Origin of the sequence: Streptomyces sp. NPDC005181 (assembly GCF_040608395.1) — a bacterium.
GTDB lineage: Bacteria > Actinomycetota > Actinomycetes > Streptomycetales > Streptomycetaceae > Streptomyces.
Genome location: NZ_JBEXID010000011.1, coordinates 39780 through 56327, shown reverse-complemented (window position 1 = coordinate 56327; position 16548 = coordinate 39780). Strand labels below are relative to the sequence as shown.

The window sequence follows — 16548 nt, the reverse complement described above, 5'->3', positions numbered from 1 at the left end:
TGACAATGGACGGTATGCCTTCCGTACTGCCCGATGGTGAACCCGTGCCCGACGACGGGGCGCTGCCCCGCCATGCCCTGGAAGGCGCCGCCGACCGGCCGCTTGGCTTCTACCTGCATGTGCCGTACTGCGCGACCCGCTGCGGCTACTGCGACTTCAACACGTACACCGCGACCGAGCTGCGCGGCTCCGGCGGTGCGCTGGCCTCCCGGGACAATTACGCCACCCACCTGATCGGCGAGGTCCGGCAGGCCCGCAAGGTGCTCGGCGACGACCCGCGGCCGGTCCGTACGGTGTTCGTCGGCGGCGGCACGCCCACGTTGCTGGCCGCCGGGGACCTCGTACGGATGCTGGCGGCGATCCGTGACGAGTTCGGGCTCGCCGACGACGCGGAGATCACGACCGAGGCCAATCCGGAGTCCGTCGACCCGGCGTATCTGTCGGAGCTGCGGGAAGGCGGCTTCAACCGGATCTCGTTCGGGATGCAGAGTGCGCGGCAGCACGTGCTGAAGATCCTCGACCGTACGCATACGCCGGGGCGGCCCGAGGCATGCGTCGCCGAGGCGAGGGCTGCGGGCTTCGAGCATGTCAACCTCGACCTGATCTACGGCACCCCCGGGGAGTCCGACGACGATTGGCGGGCCTCGCTGGACGCGGCGATCGGGGCGGGGCCGGACCATGTGTCCGCGTACGCGCTGATCGTCGAGGAGGGGACGCAGCTGGCGCGGCGGATCCGGCGCGGCGAGGTTCCGATGACGGACGACGACGTCCACGCCGACCGCTACCTGATCGCCGACGAGGCGATGGCCGCGGCGGGCTTCTCCTGGTACGAGGTGTCGAACTGGGCCCGGACGCCCGAGGGGCGCTGCCTGCACAACGAGCTGTACTGGCGGGGCGCCGACTGGTGGGGCGCCGGGCCGGGCGCGCACAGCCATGTGGGCGGGGTGCGGTGGTGGAACGTCAAACATCCCGGTGCGTACGCGCAGGCCCTGGCGGAGGGGCGGTCGCCGGGCGCGGGACGCGAGGTGCTCTCCGAGGAGGACCGCCGCGTCGAACGGATCCTGCTGGAGCTGCGGCTGGTCGACGGCTGTCCGCTGTCGCTGCTGGCTCCGGCCGGGCTGGCCGCGGCCGGGCGCGCGGTGGCGGACGGGTTGCTGGAGGCGGCGCCCTACGCGGAGGGGCGGGCCGTACTGACTCTGCGGGGTCGGCTGCTTGCGGATGCGGTGGTCAGGGACCTGGTGGACTGACGGGGCGGGCGGCGGGTGTGCCCGCGGCGGGCCTGTTCCCTGCCCGCTCCTGCCCGGGGGCTCTGTCCCGGCCCCCCGGTCCTCAGACGCCGGACGGGCTGAAAGCCGCCCGCCCGGCGGGCGACCGGGCTCGGGGGCAGTCGCCGCAGCCCCGTCTACTCCCGCGGCGCCGTGACGAAGTCGATCAGCTCCTCCACCCGGCCCAGCAGCGCCGGCTCCAGGTCCCGGTACGAGCGGACCGTGGACAGGATGCGCTGCCACGCCGCCCCCGTGTTCTCGGGCCAGCCCAGCGACCGGCACACGCCCGTCTTCCAGTCCTGGCCGCGCGGCACCACCGGCCAGCCCGCGATGCCCACCGACGACGGCTTCACCGCCTCCCAGACGTCGATGTAGGGGTGGCCCACCACCAGGACGTTCGCGTCCGTGACCTCGCTCGCGATCCGCGACTCCTTGGAGCCGGGGACCAGGTGGTCGACCAGGACGCCCAGTCGCGCGTCCGGGCCGGGGGCGAAGTCGCGGACGATGGCCGGGAGGTCGTCGATGCCCTCCAGATACTCGACGACCACGCCCTCGATGCGCAGGTCGTCGCCCCAGACCCGTTCGACCAGCTCCGCGTCGTGCCGGCCCTCGACATAGATCCGGCCCGCCCGTGCCACCCGCGCCCTCGCCCCGGGGACCGCGACCGAGCCGGAGGCCGTGCGGGTGGGACGGAGGGGACCGGGCGCCGACGGGCGTACGAGGGTGACGACCCGGCCCTCCAGGAGGAAGCCGCGCGGCTCCATCGGGAACACGCGGTGCTTGCCGAAACGGTCCTCAAGGGTCACGGTCGGGCCCTGGGCCGTCTTCTCGCAGCGGATCACCGCACCGCAGAAGCCGGTGGAGACCTCCTCCACGACCAGATCGGGCTCGGCGGGGACCTCGGGGACGGGGGCGGACTTCTTCCACGGTGGGGTCAGATCCGGGTGGTAGCTGCGCATCGGACGACGATAGGACGGGAACGCGTCACGACACGCCGAATGCAGTGGACAGATGGTCACGTTGCGCACGCACGAACGAGGCGTCCACGAGCGCACCGTGCCCCGGCACGTACACCGCGTGCTCGCCGCCCAACGCCAGCAGCCGGTCCAGCGCGGCCGGCCAGCGCGACGGGATCGCGTCCGGGCCCGCCTGCGGTTCGCCGGACTCCTCGACCAGGTCGCCGCAGAGCACGACGGTGGGGGAGCCGGGCACCAGGACCGCGAGATCGTGGCCGGTGTGGCCGGGGCCCACGTTCGCCAGCAGCACCTGGCGGTCACCGCCCAGGTCGAGGGTCCACTCGCCGCACACCTGGTGGTGCGGCGCCACCAGCACGTCGGCCGCCTGCGCCGCGTCCTCCTGGGGCACCCCGTGGCGCACCGCGTCGGCGCGCAGCTCGTCCGCTCCGCGGGTGAGGAGATCCGTCACTCCGACCGCACCGTACACCTCGGCCCCGGAGAAGGCCGCGGTGCCGAGCACATGGTCGAAGTGGGGGTGGCTGAGTGCGATATGCGTCACCCTCCGGCCGGTCAGTGCCTGCACCTGGGCCCGGACTTCCGCTCCTTCGCGCAGCGTCGATCCGGTGTCGAAGAGCAGGGCCCCGTCCGCCCCGACCACCAGTGCGACCGTCGCGTCCCACCCGGGAAGCCGCCGCCGGCCCACACCGTTGCCGAGTCGCTCCCAGCCGAACTCTTCCCAAGAGGCGTCCATACAGCGACGCTATCGGCAACGACCTGCGCAGTCTCGGGGTAGCGTGGCCGGTCGCCCTTGCTAGGGCCCCACCCGACCGCCGTACACTGGCGGGGGATTACTGGCACTCGGACGCATCGAGTGCCAGGGCTCTTCGAGGAATGACCGAAACGACCGGGATCCACCGAGTGACACAGCTGGAGGTGCGCGCCATGCTCAGCGAACGCAGACTCGAAGTGCTGCGCGCCATCGTCCAGGACTATGTCGGCACCGAGGAGCCCGTCGGTTCCAAGGCGCTCACCGAGCGGCACAAGCTGGGGGTCTCCCCGGCGACGGTCCGCAACGACATGGCGGTGCTGGAGGACGAGGGTTTCATCGCCCAGCCCCACACCAGCGCGGGACGCATCCCGACGGACAAGGGCTACCGGCTCTTCGTCGACAAACTGGCGGGGGTCAAGCCCCTGTCGTCGCCGGAGCGCAGGGCCATTCAGAACTTCCTCGACGGCGCGGTCGACCTCGACGACGTCGTGGGCCGCACCGTACGGCTGCTCGCGCAGCTGACCCGGCAGGTCGCCGTCGTGCAGTACCCCTCGCTGACCCGGTCGACGGTGCGGCATGTGGAGCTGCTGTCGCTGGCGCCCGCCCGGCTGATGCTCGTGCTGATCACGGACACCGGCCGGGTCGAGCAGCGCATGATCGACTGCCCCGCGCCGTTCGGTGAGAGCTCTCTCGCCGATCTGCGGGCCCGGCTCAACAGCCGGGTCGTCGGACGCCGTTTCTCGGACGTCCCGCAGCTGGTGCAGGACCTGCCGGAATCCTTCGAGAGCGAGGACCGGGGAACCGTGTCCACCGTGCTCTCGACCCTGCTCGAAACCCTCGTCGAGGAGACGGAGGAGCGGCTGATGATCGGCGGCACCTCCAACCTCACCCGCTTCGGGCACGACTTCCCTCTGATGATCCGGCCGGTGCTGGAGGCATTGGAGGAGCAGGTCGTGCTGCTGAAGCTGCTCGGCGAGGCCAAGGACTCGGGCATGACCGTACGTATCGGGCACGAGAACGCCCACGAGGGGCTCAACTCCACGTCCGTCGTCGCGGTCGGCTACGGTTCGGGCGACGAGGCAGTCGCCAAACTCGGCGTGGTCGGACCGACCCGCATGGACTACCCCGGAACGATGGGAGCGGTACGCGCAGTGGCACGTTACGTCGGACAGATCCTGGCGGAGTCGTAAGTGGCCACGGACTACTACGCCGTACTCGGCGTGCGCCGCGACGCATCTCAGGACGAGATCAAGAAGGCCTTCCGGCGGCTCGCACGCGAGCTGCATCCGGATGTCAACCCCGATCCGAAGACCCAGGAGCGGTTCAAGGAGATCAACGCCGCCTACGAGGTGTTGTCGGACCCGCAGAAGAAGCAGGTCTACGACCTCGGCGGCGACCCGCTGTCCGCCTCCGGCGGCGGTGGCGCGGGCGGATTCGGACAGGGTGGCTTCGGCAACTTCTCCGACATCATGGACGCGTTCTTCGGTACGGCGTCGCAGCGCGGACCCCGTTCGCGCACCCGGCGCGGCCAGGACGCGATGATCCGGCTGGAGATCGATCTCGGCGAGGCCGCGTTCGGCACCACCAAGGACATCCAGGTCGACACGGCCGTCGTCTGTACGACCTGCAGCGGCGAGGGGGCCGCACCCGGCACCTCCGCCCAGACCTGTGACATGTGCCGCGGCCGCGGTGAGGTCTCCCAGGTCACCCGGTCGTTCCTCGGCCAGGTCATGACCTCGCGGCCCTGCCCGCAGTGCCAGGGCTTCGGTACGATCGTGCCGACCCCGTGCCCGGAGTGCGCCGGTGACGGCCGCATCCGCTCGCGGCGCACGCTCACCGTGAAGATCCCCGCCGGTGTCGACAACGGCACCCGCATCCAGCTCGCGGGCGAGGGCGAGGTCGGACCCGGCGGCGGCCCGGCCGGCGACCTGTACGTCGAGATCCACGAGTTGCCGCACGCGGTGTTCCAGCGCCGCGGCGACGATCTGCACTGCACCGTCACGATCCCCATGACGGCGGGCGCGCTCGGCACCAAGGTGCCGTTGGAGACGCTCGACGGCCTGGAGGAGGTCGACATCCGGCCGGGCACCCAGTCCGGCCAGTCGGTCCCGCTGCACGGGCGCGGCATCACGCACCTGCGGGGTGGCGGGCGCGGCGATCTGATCGTGCACGTCGAAGTGATGACCCCGTCGAAGCTGGACCCGGAGCAGGAGCGACTGCTGCGGGAGCTGGCGAAGCTGCGCGGCGAGGAGCGGCCCACCGGTCAGTTCCAGCCAGGACAGCAGGGGTTGTTCTCCCGGCTGAAGGACGCGTTCAACGGCCGCTGAGGGCCGTCCCGTCGCGTCACCGCCCTGTGCATCGCACCGCCCGCCGGTCCCGGACCGACGGGCGGTGCGCATTTGGCGGTAACACTTCCCGGCACCTTTCGGATCCCCCTTCGGCTGCCCTTTCGGATCCCGCTTCGGATATCTTTCCGGCCGCCTCATGGCTGATTCGGCACGGTGCATGGGACGTGACACGATGCGGCCATGCCATCCGCGTTGACCGATCTCTGCCGGTATCCGATCGTGCAGGCCCCGATGGCGGGCGGTGTGTCCTGTCCGCAGTTGGTCTCGGCCGTCGCCGAAGCGGGCGGGCTCGGCTTCCTCGCTGCCGGGTACAAGACGGCGGACAGCATGTACAACGAGGTCAAACAGCTGCGCCGGCTGACCCGTCAGCCGTTCGGCGTCAACCTCTTCATGCCGCAGCCGAGCCTCGCCGACCCGAGCGCCGTCGAGGTGTACCAGCAGCAACTGGCCGGTGAGGTCGCCTGGTACGAGACTCCGCTCGGCGACCCGGACTCGTGCGGTGACGACGGATACGAGGCAAAGCTCGCCATCCTTCTGGAGGACCCGGTTCCGGTGGTCTCCTTCACGTTCGGCTGCCCCACCCGCGACACCTTTGAAGCGCTCGCCGGAGCCGGTACGTACACCGTCGTGACGGTCACCACGCCCGAGGAGGCGCAGACCGCCCAGTGGGTGGGCGCCGATGCGGTCTGTGTCCAGGGCATCGAGGCGGGCGGCCACCAGTCCACCCACCGCGACGACCCGCAGACCGACGGCACCGGCATAGGGCTGCTCTCCCTGGTGGCCCAGGTCCGCGAGACCGTCCAGGTGCCGGTCATCGCAGCGGGCGGCATCATGCGCGGCTCCCAGATCGCAGCGGTGATCGCGGCGGGTGCGGAGGCGGCGCAGCTCGGCACGGCTTTCCTGGTCTGCCCCGAGTCGGGTGCCCATCTGCTGCACAAGCAGGCGCTGACCAACCCGTTGTTCGTACGGACGGCGCTGACCCGGGCGTTCTCCGGGCGACCGGCCCGCGGCCTCGTCAACCGCTTCATGCGCGAGCACGGGCCGTACGCCCCCGCGGCCTACCCGCAGGTGCACCATGTCACCAGCGGGTTGCGCAAGGCCGCAGCCAAGGCCGGGGACGCCCAGGGCATGGCCCTGTGGGCGGGCCAGGGCCACCGGATGGCGCGCGAGCTGCCGGCCGGCCGGCTGATGGGGCTGCTCGCCGAAGAACTGGACGCCGCACGCGCGGCAGTGAGCACAAGGAGCACGCAGTGACCGCACCGGTCTTCGTCGTCGAGCAGGTCCCCAGCGGCCCGCGGTTCGTCCTGGAAGGGCCCGAGGGGCGGCACGCCGTATCGGTGAAACGGCTGCACGCCGGGGAGGGCGTCGTCCTGACGGACGGGCACGGCCGGTGGGTGGAAGGCGTCGTACAGGCCGCCGAGGGCAAGGACCGGCTCGTCCTGACGGACCTCGGCACGGTCCACGAGGAGCCCCGGCCCGCGCCCCGTATCACCGTGGTCCAGGCGCTCCCCAAGGGGGATCGCGGTGAGGTCGCCGTCGAGACCCTTACGGAGACCGGTGTCGACGCGATCGTGCCGTGGCAGGCCTCGCGCTGCATCACCCAGTGGAAGGGCGACCGCGGTCTCAAGTCCCTGGCGAAATGGCGGAACACGGCCCGCGAGGCGGGCAAGCAGTCGCGCCGGGTGCTGTTCCCGGACGTGACGGACGCAATGACGACCAAACAGGTTGCCGCGCTTCTGGCCAACGCGGACTTCGCGGCCGTCCTGCACGAGGAGCGGGAGTACGACAGTGAGCCGCTGGCCACCGTCGGACTCCCCGTCGGGGGCGAGATCATGCTGGTCGTGGGGCCCGAGGGCGGTGTCTCGCCGGACGAGCTGGAAGCCTTTGCCGAGGCCGGCGCCCGGACTTGCCGACTCGGCCGGAGCGTACTGCGCACCTCGACGGCGGGCACCGCAGCGACGGCGCTGCTGCTGGGACGCACCGGCCGCTGGGCGTAACCACCCTTTACCGCATGTCCGGTGTGGCTGCAAGCGGTCTACCGCACTGTGGGGAGTGGTGGGACGATTTCACGTATGGGGACATTGAGGGCATCGAGTCCATGGGGTCACGGCCGGACCCGTCGTATTCCGGCCGTACTGTGCCTCGTCGGTGCGGCGGTTGCGGGGGCCGTCGCCTGCGAGCCGATCGACGGGCTGAACTCCGCGTCCGTCGCCCTGACCACCGACCGGACCAGCACCGCGGCGCTGGAGCGCAAAGGGGTCGATGTGCAGTGGCTGAACTGCACGGCCGAGGTCGAGAGCGGCGGGGCGACGTCGTCCTCGCCCTCACCCTCCGCGTCCGTGCGGCAGGTGGCGCAGGTCGACTGCCGCGGCCGGACCGCGGGCGGCAAGGACATCACGATCGCCGGCAAGGTCACGAAGGAGGTCAACGGGCTTTGTGTACGGGGCGACTTGACCGGGAAGGTCGGCGACAGGACCGTCCTGCGGGCCGATGTGCTCGGCGACTGCGACGCCGCCCCCTCGATCGGCGGCGTGACACCGCCGACGGGCGGTGGCGGCGGTGGAAGCGGCGGTGGCGGTGCCGGGGCCCGGCCGACGGTCACCGTGACCGTCACGGTGACCGACTATCCCCAGGGCAAGTGAGTGTGTCCGACCCGCAGGCGTGGGCGGACTCCGGCCAACCCCGTTCCCCGCAGCGCGACCGCAGCCTAGGGTGATCGATGTGACACAGCCTGCCTATCTCCGGTACCCCCATGTCCAGGGTGAATTGATCGCCTTCACCGCCGAGGACGATGTCTGGCTGGCGCCGCTCGACGGCGGCCGGGCCTGGCGGGTCAGCGCCGACAACCGGCCCGTCGGCCAGCCGCGCATCTCGCCCGACGGCACCCACGTCGCCTGGACATCCACCCGGGACGGCGCCCCCGAGGTGCACCTCGCGCCCGTCGACGGCGGCCCCTCGAAGCGGCTGACCTACTGGGGCGACGCCCGAACCTCCGTGCGTGGCTGGACCCCTGAAGGTGACGTACTGGTCATCAGCACCCACGGGCAGGTGTCGCTGCGCCGCAGCTGGGCCCGGGCGGTCCCGGTCGACGGCGGGCCCGCGCGGACCCTGCCGTACGGGCCGGTCGGCTCTCTCGCGTACGGACCCGGCGGACGGATCCTGCTGCTCTCCGCCACCATGGGGCGCGAGGCCGCCACCTGGAAGCGCTACCGGGGCGGCACGGCGGGCAAGTTGTGGCTTGCGTACGTACCCGGGGAAGGCCAGGGACCGGACGGCGCCACCGACTTCGTACGGATCCACGAGGGCCTCGACGGCAATATCGAATGCCCGATGTGGGTCGGCGACCGTCTCGCCTTCCTCTCCGACCACGAAGGCGTCGGCGCCCTCTACTCCTCGCTCCCCGACGGCTCCGACCTGCGCCGGCACACCGAGGCCGGCGGCTTCTACGCCCGCCACGCGACGACCGACGGCACCCGTGTCAGCTACGCCTCGGCCGGTGAGCTGTGGCTGCTCGACGACCTCGAAGGCGCCGTACCCCGCCGTCTCGACATCCGGCTCGGCGGCCAGCGCGCCGACCTCCAGCCGCACCTCGTGCACGCCGGGAGCCACCTCGACTCGGCGTCCCCGGACCGTACCGGCCGCGGCAGCGCCGTCGGGACGCGCGGCGCCGTCCACTGGGTCACCCACCGTGAGGGCCCGGCCCGTGCACTGGCCGTCGAACCCGGGGTACGGGCCAGACTGCCCCGCACGTTCCAGGCCGACGGCGATCAGCACGTCGTCTGGGTCACCGACGCGGAGGGCGACGACGCCCTCGAGTGCGCACCCGCCACCGGAATCGCCCCTGGCACCGCACCGCGCCGGCTGGCCGCCGGCCGGCTGGGCAGGGTGCTCGACCTGGCGGCGGCCCCCGACGGCAGCCGGTTCGCCGTCGCTTCGCACGACGGCCGGATCCTGATCGTCGAGCGGGAGAGCGGCGAGATCCACGAGGTCGACCGGAGCGAGCACGGCGACGCCGCCGGGCTCGTCTTCTCGCCCGATTCGGCATGGCTCGCCTGGTCCCACCCCGGGCCCGAGCCGCTGAGCCAGCTCAAGCTCGCGCACCTCGCCGATCTGTCGGTCGCCGAGGCCACGCCGCTCCGCTTCCGGGACTACGCCCCCGCGTTCACCGTCGACGGCAAGCACCTCGCCTTCCTCTCCGAGCGGGCCTTCGACCCGGTCTACGATGCGCACGTCTTCGACCTGGCCTTCGTCGGCGCGTGCCGCCCGCACCTGTTGACGCTCGCCGCCACCACACCCTCCCCGTTCGGTCCGCAGCGCCACGGCCGCCCGACCGAGAAGGAGAAGAGCTCCGGCGACGGCGACCAGGACAACCCCACCGCGCTGCCCGTCACCCGGATCGACCTCGAAGGGCTCGCCGACCGGATCGTGCCGCTGCCCGTCGAGGCCGCCCGCTACTCCTCGCTGCGCGCGGCGAAGGACGGACTGCTGTGGCTGCGGCACCCGGTGACGGGCGTGCTCGGTACGGCAGGGGCGACGCCGGACTCCCGGGGGCCGGAGACCGTCCTGGAGCGGTACGACCTGGAGAAGCTGCGCAGCGACGAACTCGCTTCCGATGTCAGCCGGTTCGCCGTCAGCGGCGACGGCAAGCGGCTGGTCCTGCACACCCGGGGCAAGCTGCGCGTCGTGCCCGCCGACAGCCGTGTCCCGGCGGACTCCGACGACGACCACGACGGCGGCGGCGACAACAACGTCACCGTCGACCTCTCCCGGATCCGGCGGACCGTCGAACCGGCCGCCGAATGGCGCCAGATGTACGACGAGGCCGGCCGCATCATGCGCGACAATTTCTGGCGGCCCGACATGGGCGGCGTCGACTGGGACGGGGTCCTCGACCGCTACCGGCCGGTGCTGGCGCGCGTCGCCACCCATGACGACCTTGTCGACCTGCTCTGGGAGGTGCAGGGGGAGCTCGGCACCTCGCATGCGTATGTGACGCCGCCGGGCGGCCGGCACGACGACCCGAGCCGACAGGGGCTGCTCGGGGCCGACATCTCCCGTGCGGACGACGGCTATTGGCGCATCGACCGGATCCTGCCGTCCGAGACGTCCGACCCGGCAGCCCGCTCGCCGCTCGCCGAGCCCGGCGTCGCGGTCCGCGCCGGGGACGCGATCCTCGCCGTCGACGGGCAGGAGGTCGACCCCCTGACCGGGCCCGGACCGCTGCTCACCGGCTCGGCGGGCAAGCCGGTCGAGCTGACCGTCGAGCCGGTGGACGGCGGCAATCTGCGTCATGTCGTCGTCGTACCGACCGCGGACGAGGAGGCGCTGCGCTACCACGCGTGGGTGGCGGACCGGCGGGCGTATGTGCACGAGCAGTCCGGCGGGCGCCTCGGCTACCTCCACGTCCCTGACATGGTCGGCTCCGGCTGGGCGCAGCTCCACCGCGATCTGCGGGTCGAAGTGGCCCGTGAGGGGCTGGTGGTGGACGTTCGGGAGAACCGCGGCGGCCACACGTCACAGCTGGTGGTGGAGAAGCTGGCCCGTCGCATCGTCGGCTGGGACCTGCCGCGCGGCATGCAGCCGTACAGCTACCCCGGGGACGCGCCGCGCGGTCCGGTGGTGGCCGTGGCGAACGAGTTCTCCGGCTCGGACGGCGACATCGTGAACGCCGCGATCAAGGCCCTCGGGATCGGGCCGGTGGTCGGTACGCGGACGTGGGGCGGCGTGGTGGGCATCGACAGCCGGTACCGGCTGGTCGACGGCACACTGGTCACGCAGCCCAAGTACGCGTTCTGGCTGGAGGGGTACGGCTGGGGTGTCGAGAACCACGGGGTGGACCCGGATGTGGAGGTCGTGATGGCGCCGCAGGACCACGCGGCGGGGCGGGACCCGCAGCTGGATGCGGCGATCCGGATCGCGCTGGAGGGGCTTGCGGAGAGCCCGGCGAAGACGGCACCGGGTCTGCCGGGGTAGGGGGCAGGGGCTTGTTCCCCTGCCTGCCCGTTCCTGCGACCGGGGCAGCAGCGCTCCGGTCGCGGGAACGGGCAGGCCGCGCCCGATAGCATGCCCGTGTACGGATCAACCACGCGACCGAGGAGCCCGGCCATGGCGGGAGAACCGCAGCCCGACTGCCTGTTCTGCAAGATCGTCTCGGGAGAGGTCCCGGCAACCATCGTCCGCGAGACCGGGACGACCGTCGCCTTCCGCGACATCAACCCCCAGGCCCCCACCCACATCCTCGTCATCCCCCGCGTCCACCACCGCGACGCCGCCGCCCTCGCCGCCGCCGAACCGCAGATCGCCGCCGACATACTGCTGGAGGCCGAGCGCGTCGCCGCCGACGAGAAGATCACCGACACGGGTTACCGGGTCGTCTTCAACACCGGTACCGGTGCCGGACAGACCGTCTTCCACGCGCACGCCCACGTCCTGGGCGGCCGCGGAATGCAGTGGCCCCCCGGATAACAGGCCGCCGCACCATGTCCGTACGAGAGCTCGTCGTCCTCGGCACCGCCAGCCAGGTCCCCACCCGGCACCGCAACCACAACGGCTATCTGCTGCGCTGGGACGGCGAGGGCATCCTCTTCGACCCGGGCGAGGGCACCCAGCGCCAGATGCTGCGGGCCAAAGTCGCCGCGCACGACATCAACCGGATCTGCGTCACGCACTTCCACGGCGACCACTCGCTCGGCCTGGCCGGGGTGATCCAGCGGATCAACCTCGACCAGGTGCCGCACCCCGTCACCGCGCACTACCCGGCGAGCGGCCGGCACTTCTTCGAGCGGCTGCGGTACGCGACCGCCTACCGCGAGTCCGTCGAGCTGACCGAGGCCCCGGTCGCCGCCGACGGGATCCTGGCCGAGACGGACGCGTACACCCTGCACAGCCACAAGCTCTCGCACCCCGTCGAGTCGTACGGCTACCGCCTCGTCGAGCCCGACCGGCGGGTCATGCTTCCCGACCGGCTCGCCGAGCACGGGATCGGCGGGCCGGACATCGGCCGGCTCCAGCGCGAGGGCTCGCTGGACGGCGTCGGCCTCGACGAGGTCTCCGAGCGCAGGCGCGGACAGCGCTTCGCGTTCATCATGGACACGAGGCTCTGCGACGGCGTGTACACGCTCGCCGAGGGGTGCGACATGCTGGTCATCGAGTCGACCTTCCTCGACGAGGACGAACGTCTCGCCACCGACCACGGGCATCTCACCGCCGGACAGGCGGCCCGGGTGGCCCAGGAGGCGGGCGTACGGCATCTCGTACTGACGCACTTCTCGCAGCGGTACGCAGACCCGGACGTCTTCGCCACCCAGGCCCGCGCCGCCGGGTTCGAGGGCGAACTGACCATTGCCCAGGACCTGATGAGCGTTCCTGTCCCCACCCGCCATCAGCAGCGGTGACATCAACAGCAACACCATTCGTTAGCGAGAAACCCGTGCATCTCCCCAAGGCCGAACTCCACCTCCACATCGAAGGAACCCTTGAACCCGAGCTGGCCTTCGCCCTCGCCGCACGCAACGGCGTGGAGCTGCCGTACGCGAACACCGAAGAGCTGCGCACGGCCTACCTCTTCGACGATCTGCAGACCTTCCTCGACCTGTACTACGCGCTGATGGCCGTCCTGCGCACCGAGCAGGACTTCGAGGAACTCGCCGACGCCTATCTCACCCGCGCCGCCGCCCAGGGCGTCCGCCACGCGGAGATCTTCTTCGACCCGCAGGCGCACACCGCCCGCGGTGTCCCGATCGGCACCGTCGTCGAAGGACTCGGCCGGGCGCTCGACCGCAGCGAGGAGAAGCACGGCATCTCCACCCAGCTGATCATGTGCTTCCTGCGCGACCAGTCCGCCGCGTCGGCCCTGGAGACCCTCGACGCCGCGAAGCCCTGTCTGCACCGGATCAGCGCCGTCGGCCTCGACTCGGCGGAGGTCGGGCATCCGCCCGCGAAGTTCCGTGAGGTGTACGAGGCGGCCGAGGCGCTCGGGCTGCGGAAGGTCGCGCACGCCGGCGAGGAGGGCCCGCCCGAGTACATCCGGGAGGCGCTCGACATCCTGGGGGTCGAGCGCATCGACCACGGGCTTCGCTGCATGGAGGACCCGGACCTGGTGAAGCGGCTCGTCGCCGAGCGGGTGCCGCTCACGCTCTGCCCGCTGTCCAACGTGCGGCTGCGCGCCGTCGACACCCTGGAGGACCACCCGCTGCGGGCCATGCTGGACGCCGGACTGCTGTGCACGGTGAACTCCGACGACCCCGCCTACTTCGGCGGATACGTCGGAGACACCTTCCACGCCGTCCACGAGGCGCTCGGCCTGGAGCGTGAGCAGCTGCGCACGCTGGCCCGCAACTCCTTCGAGGCGGCCTTCCTCGACCACGACGAGGAGCGCAGGTCGCGCTATCTGTCGGAGGTCGAGGCGTACGCGTTCGACTGAGCGCCCGCGCCCGACGGACCGGCCGTCCGGAACGCGTTCCTGCCGAGGCGCCTGCGGCGCAGCGCGGGCACGCTGATCTCCGTGACGGCCTGTTCGGGCGAGCCCACCTTCGGCACCGCACCGGGCAGCGTGCCGGTGGTGGCGGCGAGCAGGGCCGCGGGAGCGCCACCCCGGCGGCGGACCGCACCGGGCACCAGCGGACGGCCACCGGTGTGCAGGGCGACGGCCGTGACCGGGGCGGCGACCAGCACCGTCACGGCACCCAGGATCAGGCCCATCACCGGATAGCCGGCCGCCTCGGACAGCACACTGCCGAGGACCGGACCGCAGGCCACGCCGACGGACGACGCGGAGCCCGCCAGGACCGCCCAGCGTCCGCGCACGTCCAGCGCCGCGGCCAGGCCGATCAGGTACGACAGGACCACCGGGTAGACGGTGTTCCACGTGATCTCACCGGCGGCGAACGAACCGAGGCCGTCCGCCGACGAGCTGAGCACGATGCTGGCCGCGATGATCACCGTCCCGAGACCGATCGGCACGGCCCGGCCGAGCCGTGCGCCCAGCACCCCGGCGCCCATCACGCCGAGCAGCGCGGCACCGAGCGCGGCGGCGAACACCGCGCCGACGGTGACCTCGGAGAGTCCGGCCTGGACCACACCGATCCGGCTGCTGACCCCCCACAGAGCGTTCTGCGCCATGGACCAGACGAGCATGCCGCCCGCCAGCACCAGACCGGAGCGGCGGTGCGGCAGCCGGCCGGAGGCGGGCGCGCCGGCACCGGTGGGCGCCGATCCGCCGAGCCGTGCGGTGGCGGGCCAGACGAGCAGGGCGACCAGCGCGATCGAGGCGAACGGCAGCCGGTGGCCGTGGCTCAGGTGCGGCATCGTCAGATAGAGGGCGCCCGCGGTCGCGGAGACGCTGAGCAGGCCCAGCGACGAGGTGCGGTGCGGATCGCGCTGCGCGGCGATGCCGGCCGCGGCCACCGCCGTCGCCGTACCGGAGCCGAAGCCGCCGATCATCGCGCCCATGACCACCAGCGGCACGGAGCCCGTCAGCGCGGCGCAGCCGTACCCCGCCATGGCCAGGACCAGCCCGAGCCGTGCCGGTCTCCGCAGCCCGTACACCTCGACCCGGCCCGCCAGCGAGAACCCGGCGGTGGCCGAACTCAGCAGCAGCGCGCTGCCGACGAGTCCGGCCTGGGCCGCGCTGAGACCCAGATGGGTGGAGAGCCTGCCGACGAGGGTGGGGAGCAGATAGGCGGCGAGGTAACCGGCGGTGAACACGGCGACCAGGGGCCACGCGGCGCGCGGGCGCGAGGACATGGGCGTTCCTGAAGACATGCCGAAGAAGGCAGGGGAGGGCAATGGGGGAAATGCGGGGGAGGCAGCACACTCGTCGGTGACGTCGACAACGGTGCTCGCGGGCCAATTTGTATCAAGTGCGCACAGCCGACCGAAAGGCACCCCTGTGTGATCTGGGTCACTTATGTGTTTACGGTCTTACGTGCCGGGTAACAGCGAATGTTTACGCAGGTCAGCGTCTGTACGCGCAGACCCGCCGCCCGCCCTCCCGACGCGGCGGCGCGGACCCTCCGGATGCGAACGCGTATCGGGCACACTGGCCAGATCTGCCACGACCGGGGAGTGCAAGGTGAGTACAGACAATCCAGGCATCGACCCACTGGACGGGCTGCGCGCCCCGCAGGACCCGGACTGCGATGTGTTCCTCACCGGCACGGTCTTCCTCGACATCGTCTTCACCGGCCTGGACAGCGCCCCGGTGCGCGGCACCGAGTCCTGGGCGCGCGGCATGGGCTCCAGCCCCGGCGGGGTCGCCAACATGGCCACCGCACTGGCCAGACTCGGACTGCACACCTCGCTCGCCGCGGCATTCGGCGACGACCACTACGGGGAATACTGCTGGGACGCCCTCGAGCAGGGCGAGGGCATCGACCTCTCGATGTCGCACACCGTCCGCGGCTGGCATTCGCCGGTGACCGTGTCGATGGCCTACGAGGGCGAGCGGACGATGGTGTCGCACGGCCACGAGGCCCCGCCGCCCGCCACCCCGGCGAACCGGACGTTTCCGCACTGTCCGCCGCGCGCCCGCGCCGCCGTCGCCTCACTGACCCCCGGCCGCAGCGAACCGTGGGTCGCCACCGCGGCCCGGCACGGTGCCCGGATCTTCGCCGACGTCGGCTGGGACGAGACCGGCCGCTGGGACCTGGACGCGCTGCCCGACCTGGAGCACTGTCGGGCCTTCCTGCCCAACGCGGAGGAGGCGATGCGCTACACCCGCACCGACTGCCCGCGCGCCGCCGCCCATGCCCTGGCCGAGCGGGTGCCGTTCGCCGTGGTCACGCTCGGTGCGGAGGGCGCCTACGCGGTGGACGCGGCGACCGGCGTCACCGCCGAGGTGCCCGCGATCGAGGTCGAGGCGCTCGATCCGACCGGGGCGGGCGATGTCTTCGTCGCCGGTTTCGTCACCGGCACCCTGGCGGACTGGCCGCTGGCCGACCGGCTGGCCTTCGCCGGACTGACCGCGGCACTTTCCGTGCAGGAGTTCGGTGGGTCCCTGTCGGCGCCGGGCTGGGCGGAGATCGCCGCCTGGTGGCAGCGGGTCCGCACCTGCGACGGCCAGGATCCGGCGGCGCTGCAGCGGTACGCGTTCCTTGAGGGCCTGCTGCCCGCGGCCGCCCGGCCCTGGCCGCTGCGCCGGGCCGTACCCACGATCGGCTTCCGCAGCCCGGCATGACACAGGGCCGCATGGGTACGCGCGTTCGTCATGC

14 protein-coding genes are annotated in these 16548 nt (G+C 72.0%); 11 read left to right on the top strand and 3 right to left on the bottom strand.

Going from position 1 to position 16548, the window contains the following annotated elements; genetic code table 11:
- The first annotated feature begins 5 nt into the window (after window positions 1–5).
- Entirely contained in the window at window positions 6–1247 is a 1242-nt protein-coding gene (gene hemW / locus ABZV38_RS10630) for a radical SAM family heme chaperone HemW (RefSeq protein WP_356326408.1), read from the top strand.
- A 155-nt stretch (window positions 1248–1402) separates the two neighbouring features.
- Here the strand turns inward: hemW and ABZV38_RS10625 are convergent, their stop codons facing one another.
- Together ABZV38_RS10625 and ABZV38_RS10620 are read right to left on the bottom strand one after the other, a co-directional pair.
- A complete protein-coding gene (locus tag ABZV38_RS10625; RefSeq protein ID WP_356326407.1) occupies window positions 1403–2224 on the bottom strand; it encodes a DUF3097 domain-containing protein in 822 nt (273 codons plus the stop codon).
- Between the two features lie 25 nt (window positions 2225–2249).
- Complete coding sequence (locus ABZV38_RS10620) at window positions 2250–2972, bottom strand: MBL fold metallo-hydrolase (protein WP_356326406.1); 723 nt, start codon at window positions 2970–2972, stop codon at window positions 2250–2252.
- Window positions 2973–3163: 191 nt separating this feature from the next.
- Here ABZV38_RS10620 and hrcA point away from each other — a divergent pair, with 191 nt between their 5' ends.
- The 9 genes from hrcA to ABZV38_RS10575 all read left to right on the top strand — a co-directional run bounded on the left by hrcA (window position 3164) and on the right by ABZV38_RS10575 (window position 13760).
- Window positions 3164–4180 (top strand): heat-inducible transcriptional repressor HrcA, encoded by a 1017-nt coding sequence (hrcA, locus tag ABZV38_RS10615; RefSeq protein ID WP_356326469.1) that lies wholly within the window; start codon window positions 3164–3166, stop codon window positions 4178–4180.
- The gene (gene dnaJ, locus ABZV38_RS10610) at window positions 4181–5317 is read left to right on the top strand and encodes a molecular chaperone DnaJ (protein WP_267005251.1); all 1137 of its coding nucleotides are present in this window, start codon (window positions 4181–4183) and stop codon (window positions 5315–5317) included.
- 201 nt (window positions 5318–5518) lie between these two features.
- Window positions 5519–6592, top strand: coding sequence for a nitronate monooxygenase (locus ABZV38_RS10605; RefSeq protein ID WP_356326405.1), 1074 nt, complete (start codon window positions 5519–5521; stop codon window positions 6590–6592).
- Window positions 6589–7335 (top strand): 16S rRNA (uracil(1498)-N(3))-methyltransferase, encoded by a 747-nt coding sequence (locus ABZV38_RS10600; protein ID WP_356326404.1) that lies wholly within the window; start codon window positions 6589–6591, stop codon window positions 7333–7335. Before ABZV38_RS10605 ends, ABZV38_RS10600 begins: the two co-directional genes overlap by 4 nt.
- 75 nt (window positions 7336–7410) lie before the next feature.
- Window positions 7411–7980, top strand: coding sequence for a hypothetical protein (locus ABZV38_RS10595; protein WP_356326403.1), 570 nt, complete (start codon window positions 7411–7413; stop codon window positions 7978–7980).
- A gap of 79 nt (window positions 7981–8059) precedes the next feature.
- Complete coding sequence (locus ABZV38_RS10590; protein ID WP_356326402.1) at window positions 8060–11311, top strand: S41 family peptidase; 3252 nt, start codon at window positions 8060–8062, stop codon at window positions 11309–11311.
- Window positions 11312–11443: 132 nt separating this feature from the next.
- Window positions 11444–11803: a histidine triad nucleotide-binding protein gene (locus ABZV38_RS10585; protein ID WP_356326401.1), complete on the top strand. Its 360-nt coding sequence runs from the start codon at window positions 11444–11446 to the stop codon at window positions 11801–11803.
- A gap of 14 nt (window positions 11804–11817) precedes the next feature.
- A complete protein-coding gene (locus ABZV38_RS10580) occupies window positions 11818–12732 on the top strand; it encodes a ribonuclease Z (RefSeq protein ID WP_356326400.1) in 915 nt (304 codons plus the stop codon).
- Between the two features lie 35 nt (window positions 12733–12767).
- Window positions 12768–13760, top strand: coding sequence for an adenosine deaminase (locus ABZV38_RS10575; protein WP_356326399.1), 993 nt, complete (start codon window positions 12768–12770; stop codon window positions 13758–13760).
- On the opposite strand, the gene ABZV38_RS10570 is transcribed toward ABZV38_RS10575, so the two are convergent.
- On the bottom strand, window positions 13724–15082 hold the full coding sequence (locus tag ABZV38_RS10570) for an MFS transporter (protein ID WP_356326398.1): 1359 nt from the start codon (window positions 15080–15082) through the stop codon (window positions 13724–13726). The two genes, ABZV38_RS10575 and ABZV38_RS10570, sit on opposite strands and share 37 nt — an antisense overlap.
- 328 nt (window positions 15083–15410) lie before the next feature.
- On the opposite strand from ABZV38_RS10570, the gene ABZV38_RS10565 reads away from it, so the two are divergent.
- Complete coding sequence (locus tag ABZV38_RS10565) at window positions 15411–16514, top strand: PfkB family carbohydrate kinase (protein WP_356326397.1); 1104 nt, start codon at window positions 15411–15413, stop codon at window positions 16512–16514.
- The last annotated feature ends 34 nt before the right edge of the window (window positions 16515–16548 follow it).

Coding starts and splice junctions, on each gene's coding strand:
- hemW (WP_356326408.1), top strand. CDS start 6: ATGGACGGTATGCCTTCCGTACTGCCCGATGGTGAACCCGTGCCCGAC.
- ABZV38_RS10625 (WP_356326407.1), bottom strand. CDS start 2,224: ATGCGCAGCTACCACCCGGATCTGACCCCACCGTGGAAGAAGTCCGCC.
- ABZV38_RS10620 (WP_356326406.1), bottom strand. CDS start 2,972: ATGGACGCCTCTTGGGAAGAGTTCGGCTGGGAGCGACTCGGCAACGGT.
- hrcA (WP_356326469.1), top strand. CDS start 3,164: ATGCTCAGCGAACGCAGACTCGAAGTGCTGCGCGCCATCGTCCAGGAC.
- ABZV38_RS10605 (WP_356326405.1), top strand. CDS start 5,519: ATGCCATCCGCGTTGACCGATCTCTGCCGGTATCCGATCGTGCAGGCC.
- ABZV38_RS10595 (WP_356326403.1), top strand. CDS start 7,411: ATGGGGACATTGAGGGCATCGAGTCCATGGGGTCACGGCCGGACCCGT.
- ABZV38_RS10585 (WP_356326401.1), top strand. CDS start 11,444: ATGGCGGGAGAACCGCAGCCCGACTGCCTGTTCTGCAAGATCGTCTCG.
- ABZV38_RS10580 (WP_356326400.1), top strand. CDS start 11,818: ATGTCCGTACGAGAGCTCGTCGTCCTCGGCACCGCCAGCCAGGTCCCC.
- ABZV38_RS10570 (WP_356326398.1), bottom strand. CDS start 15,082: ATGTCCTCGCGCCCGCGCGCCGCGTGGCCCCTGGTCGCCGTGTTCACC.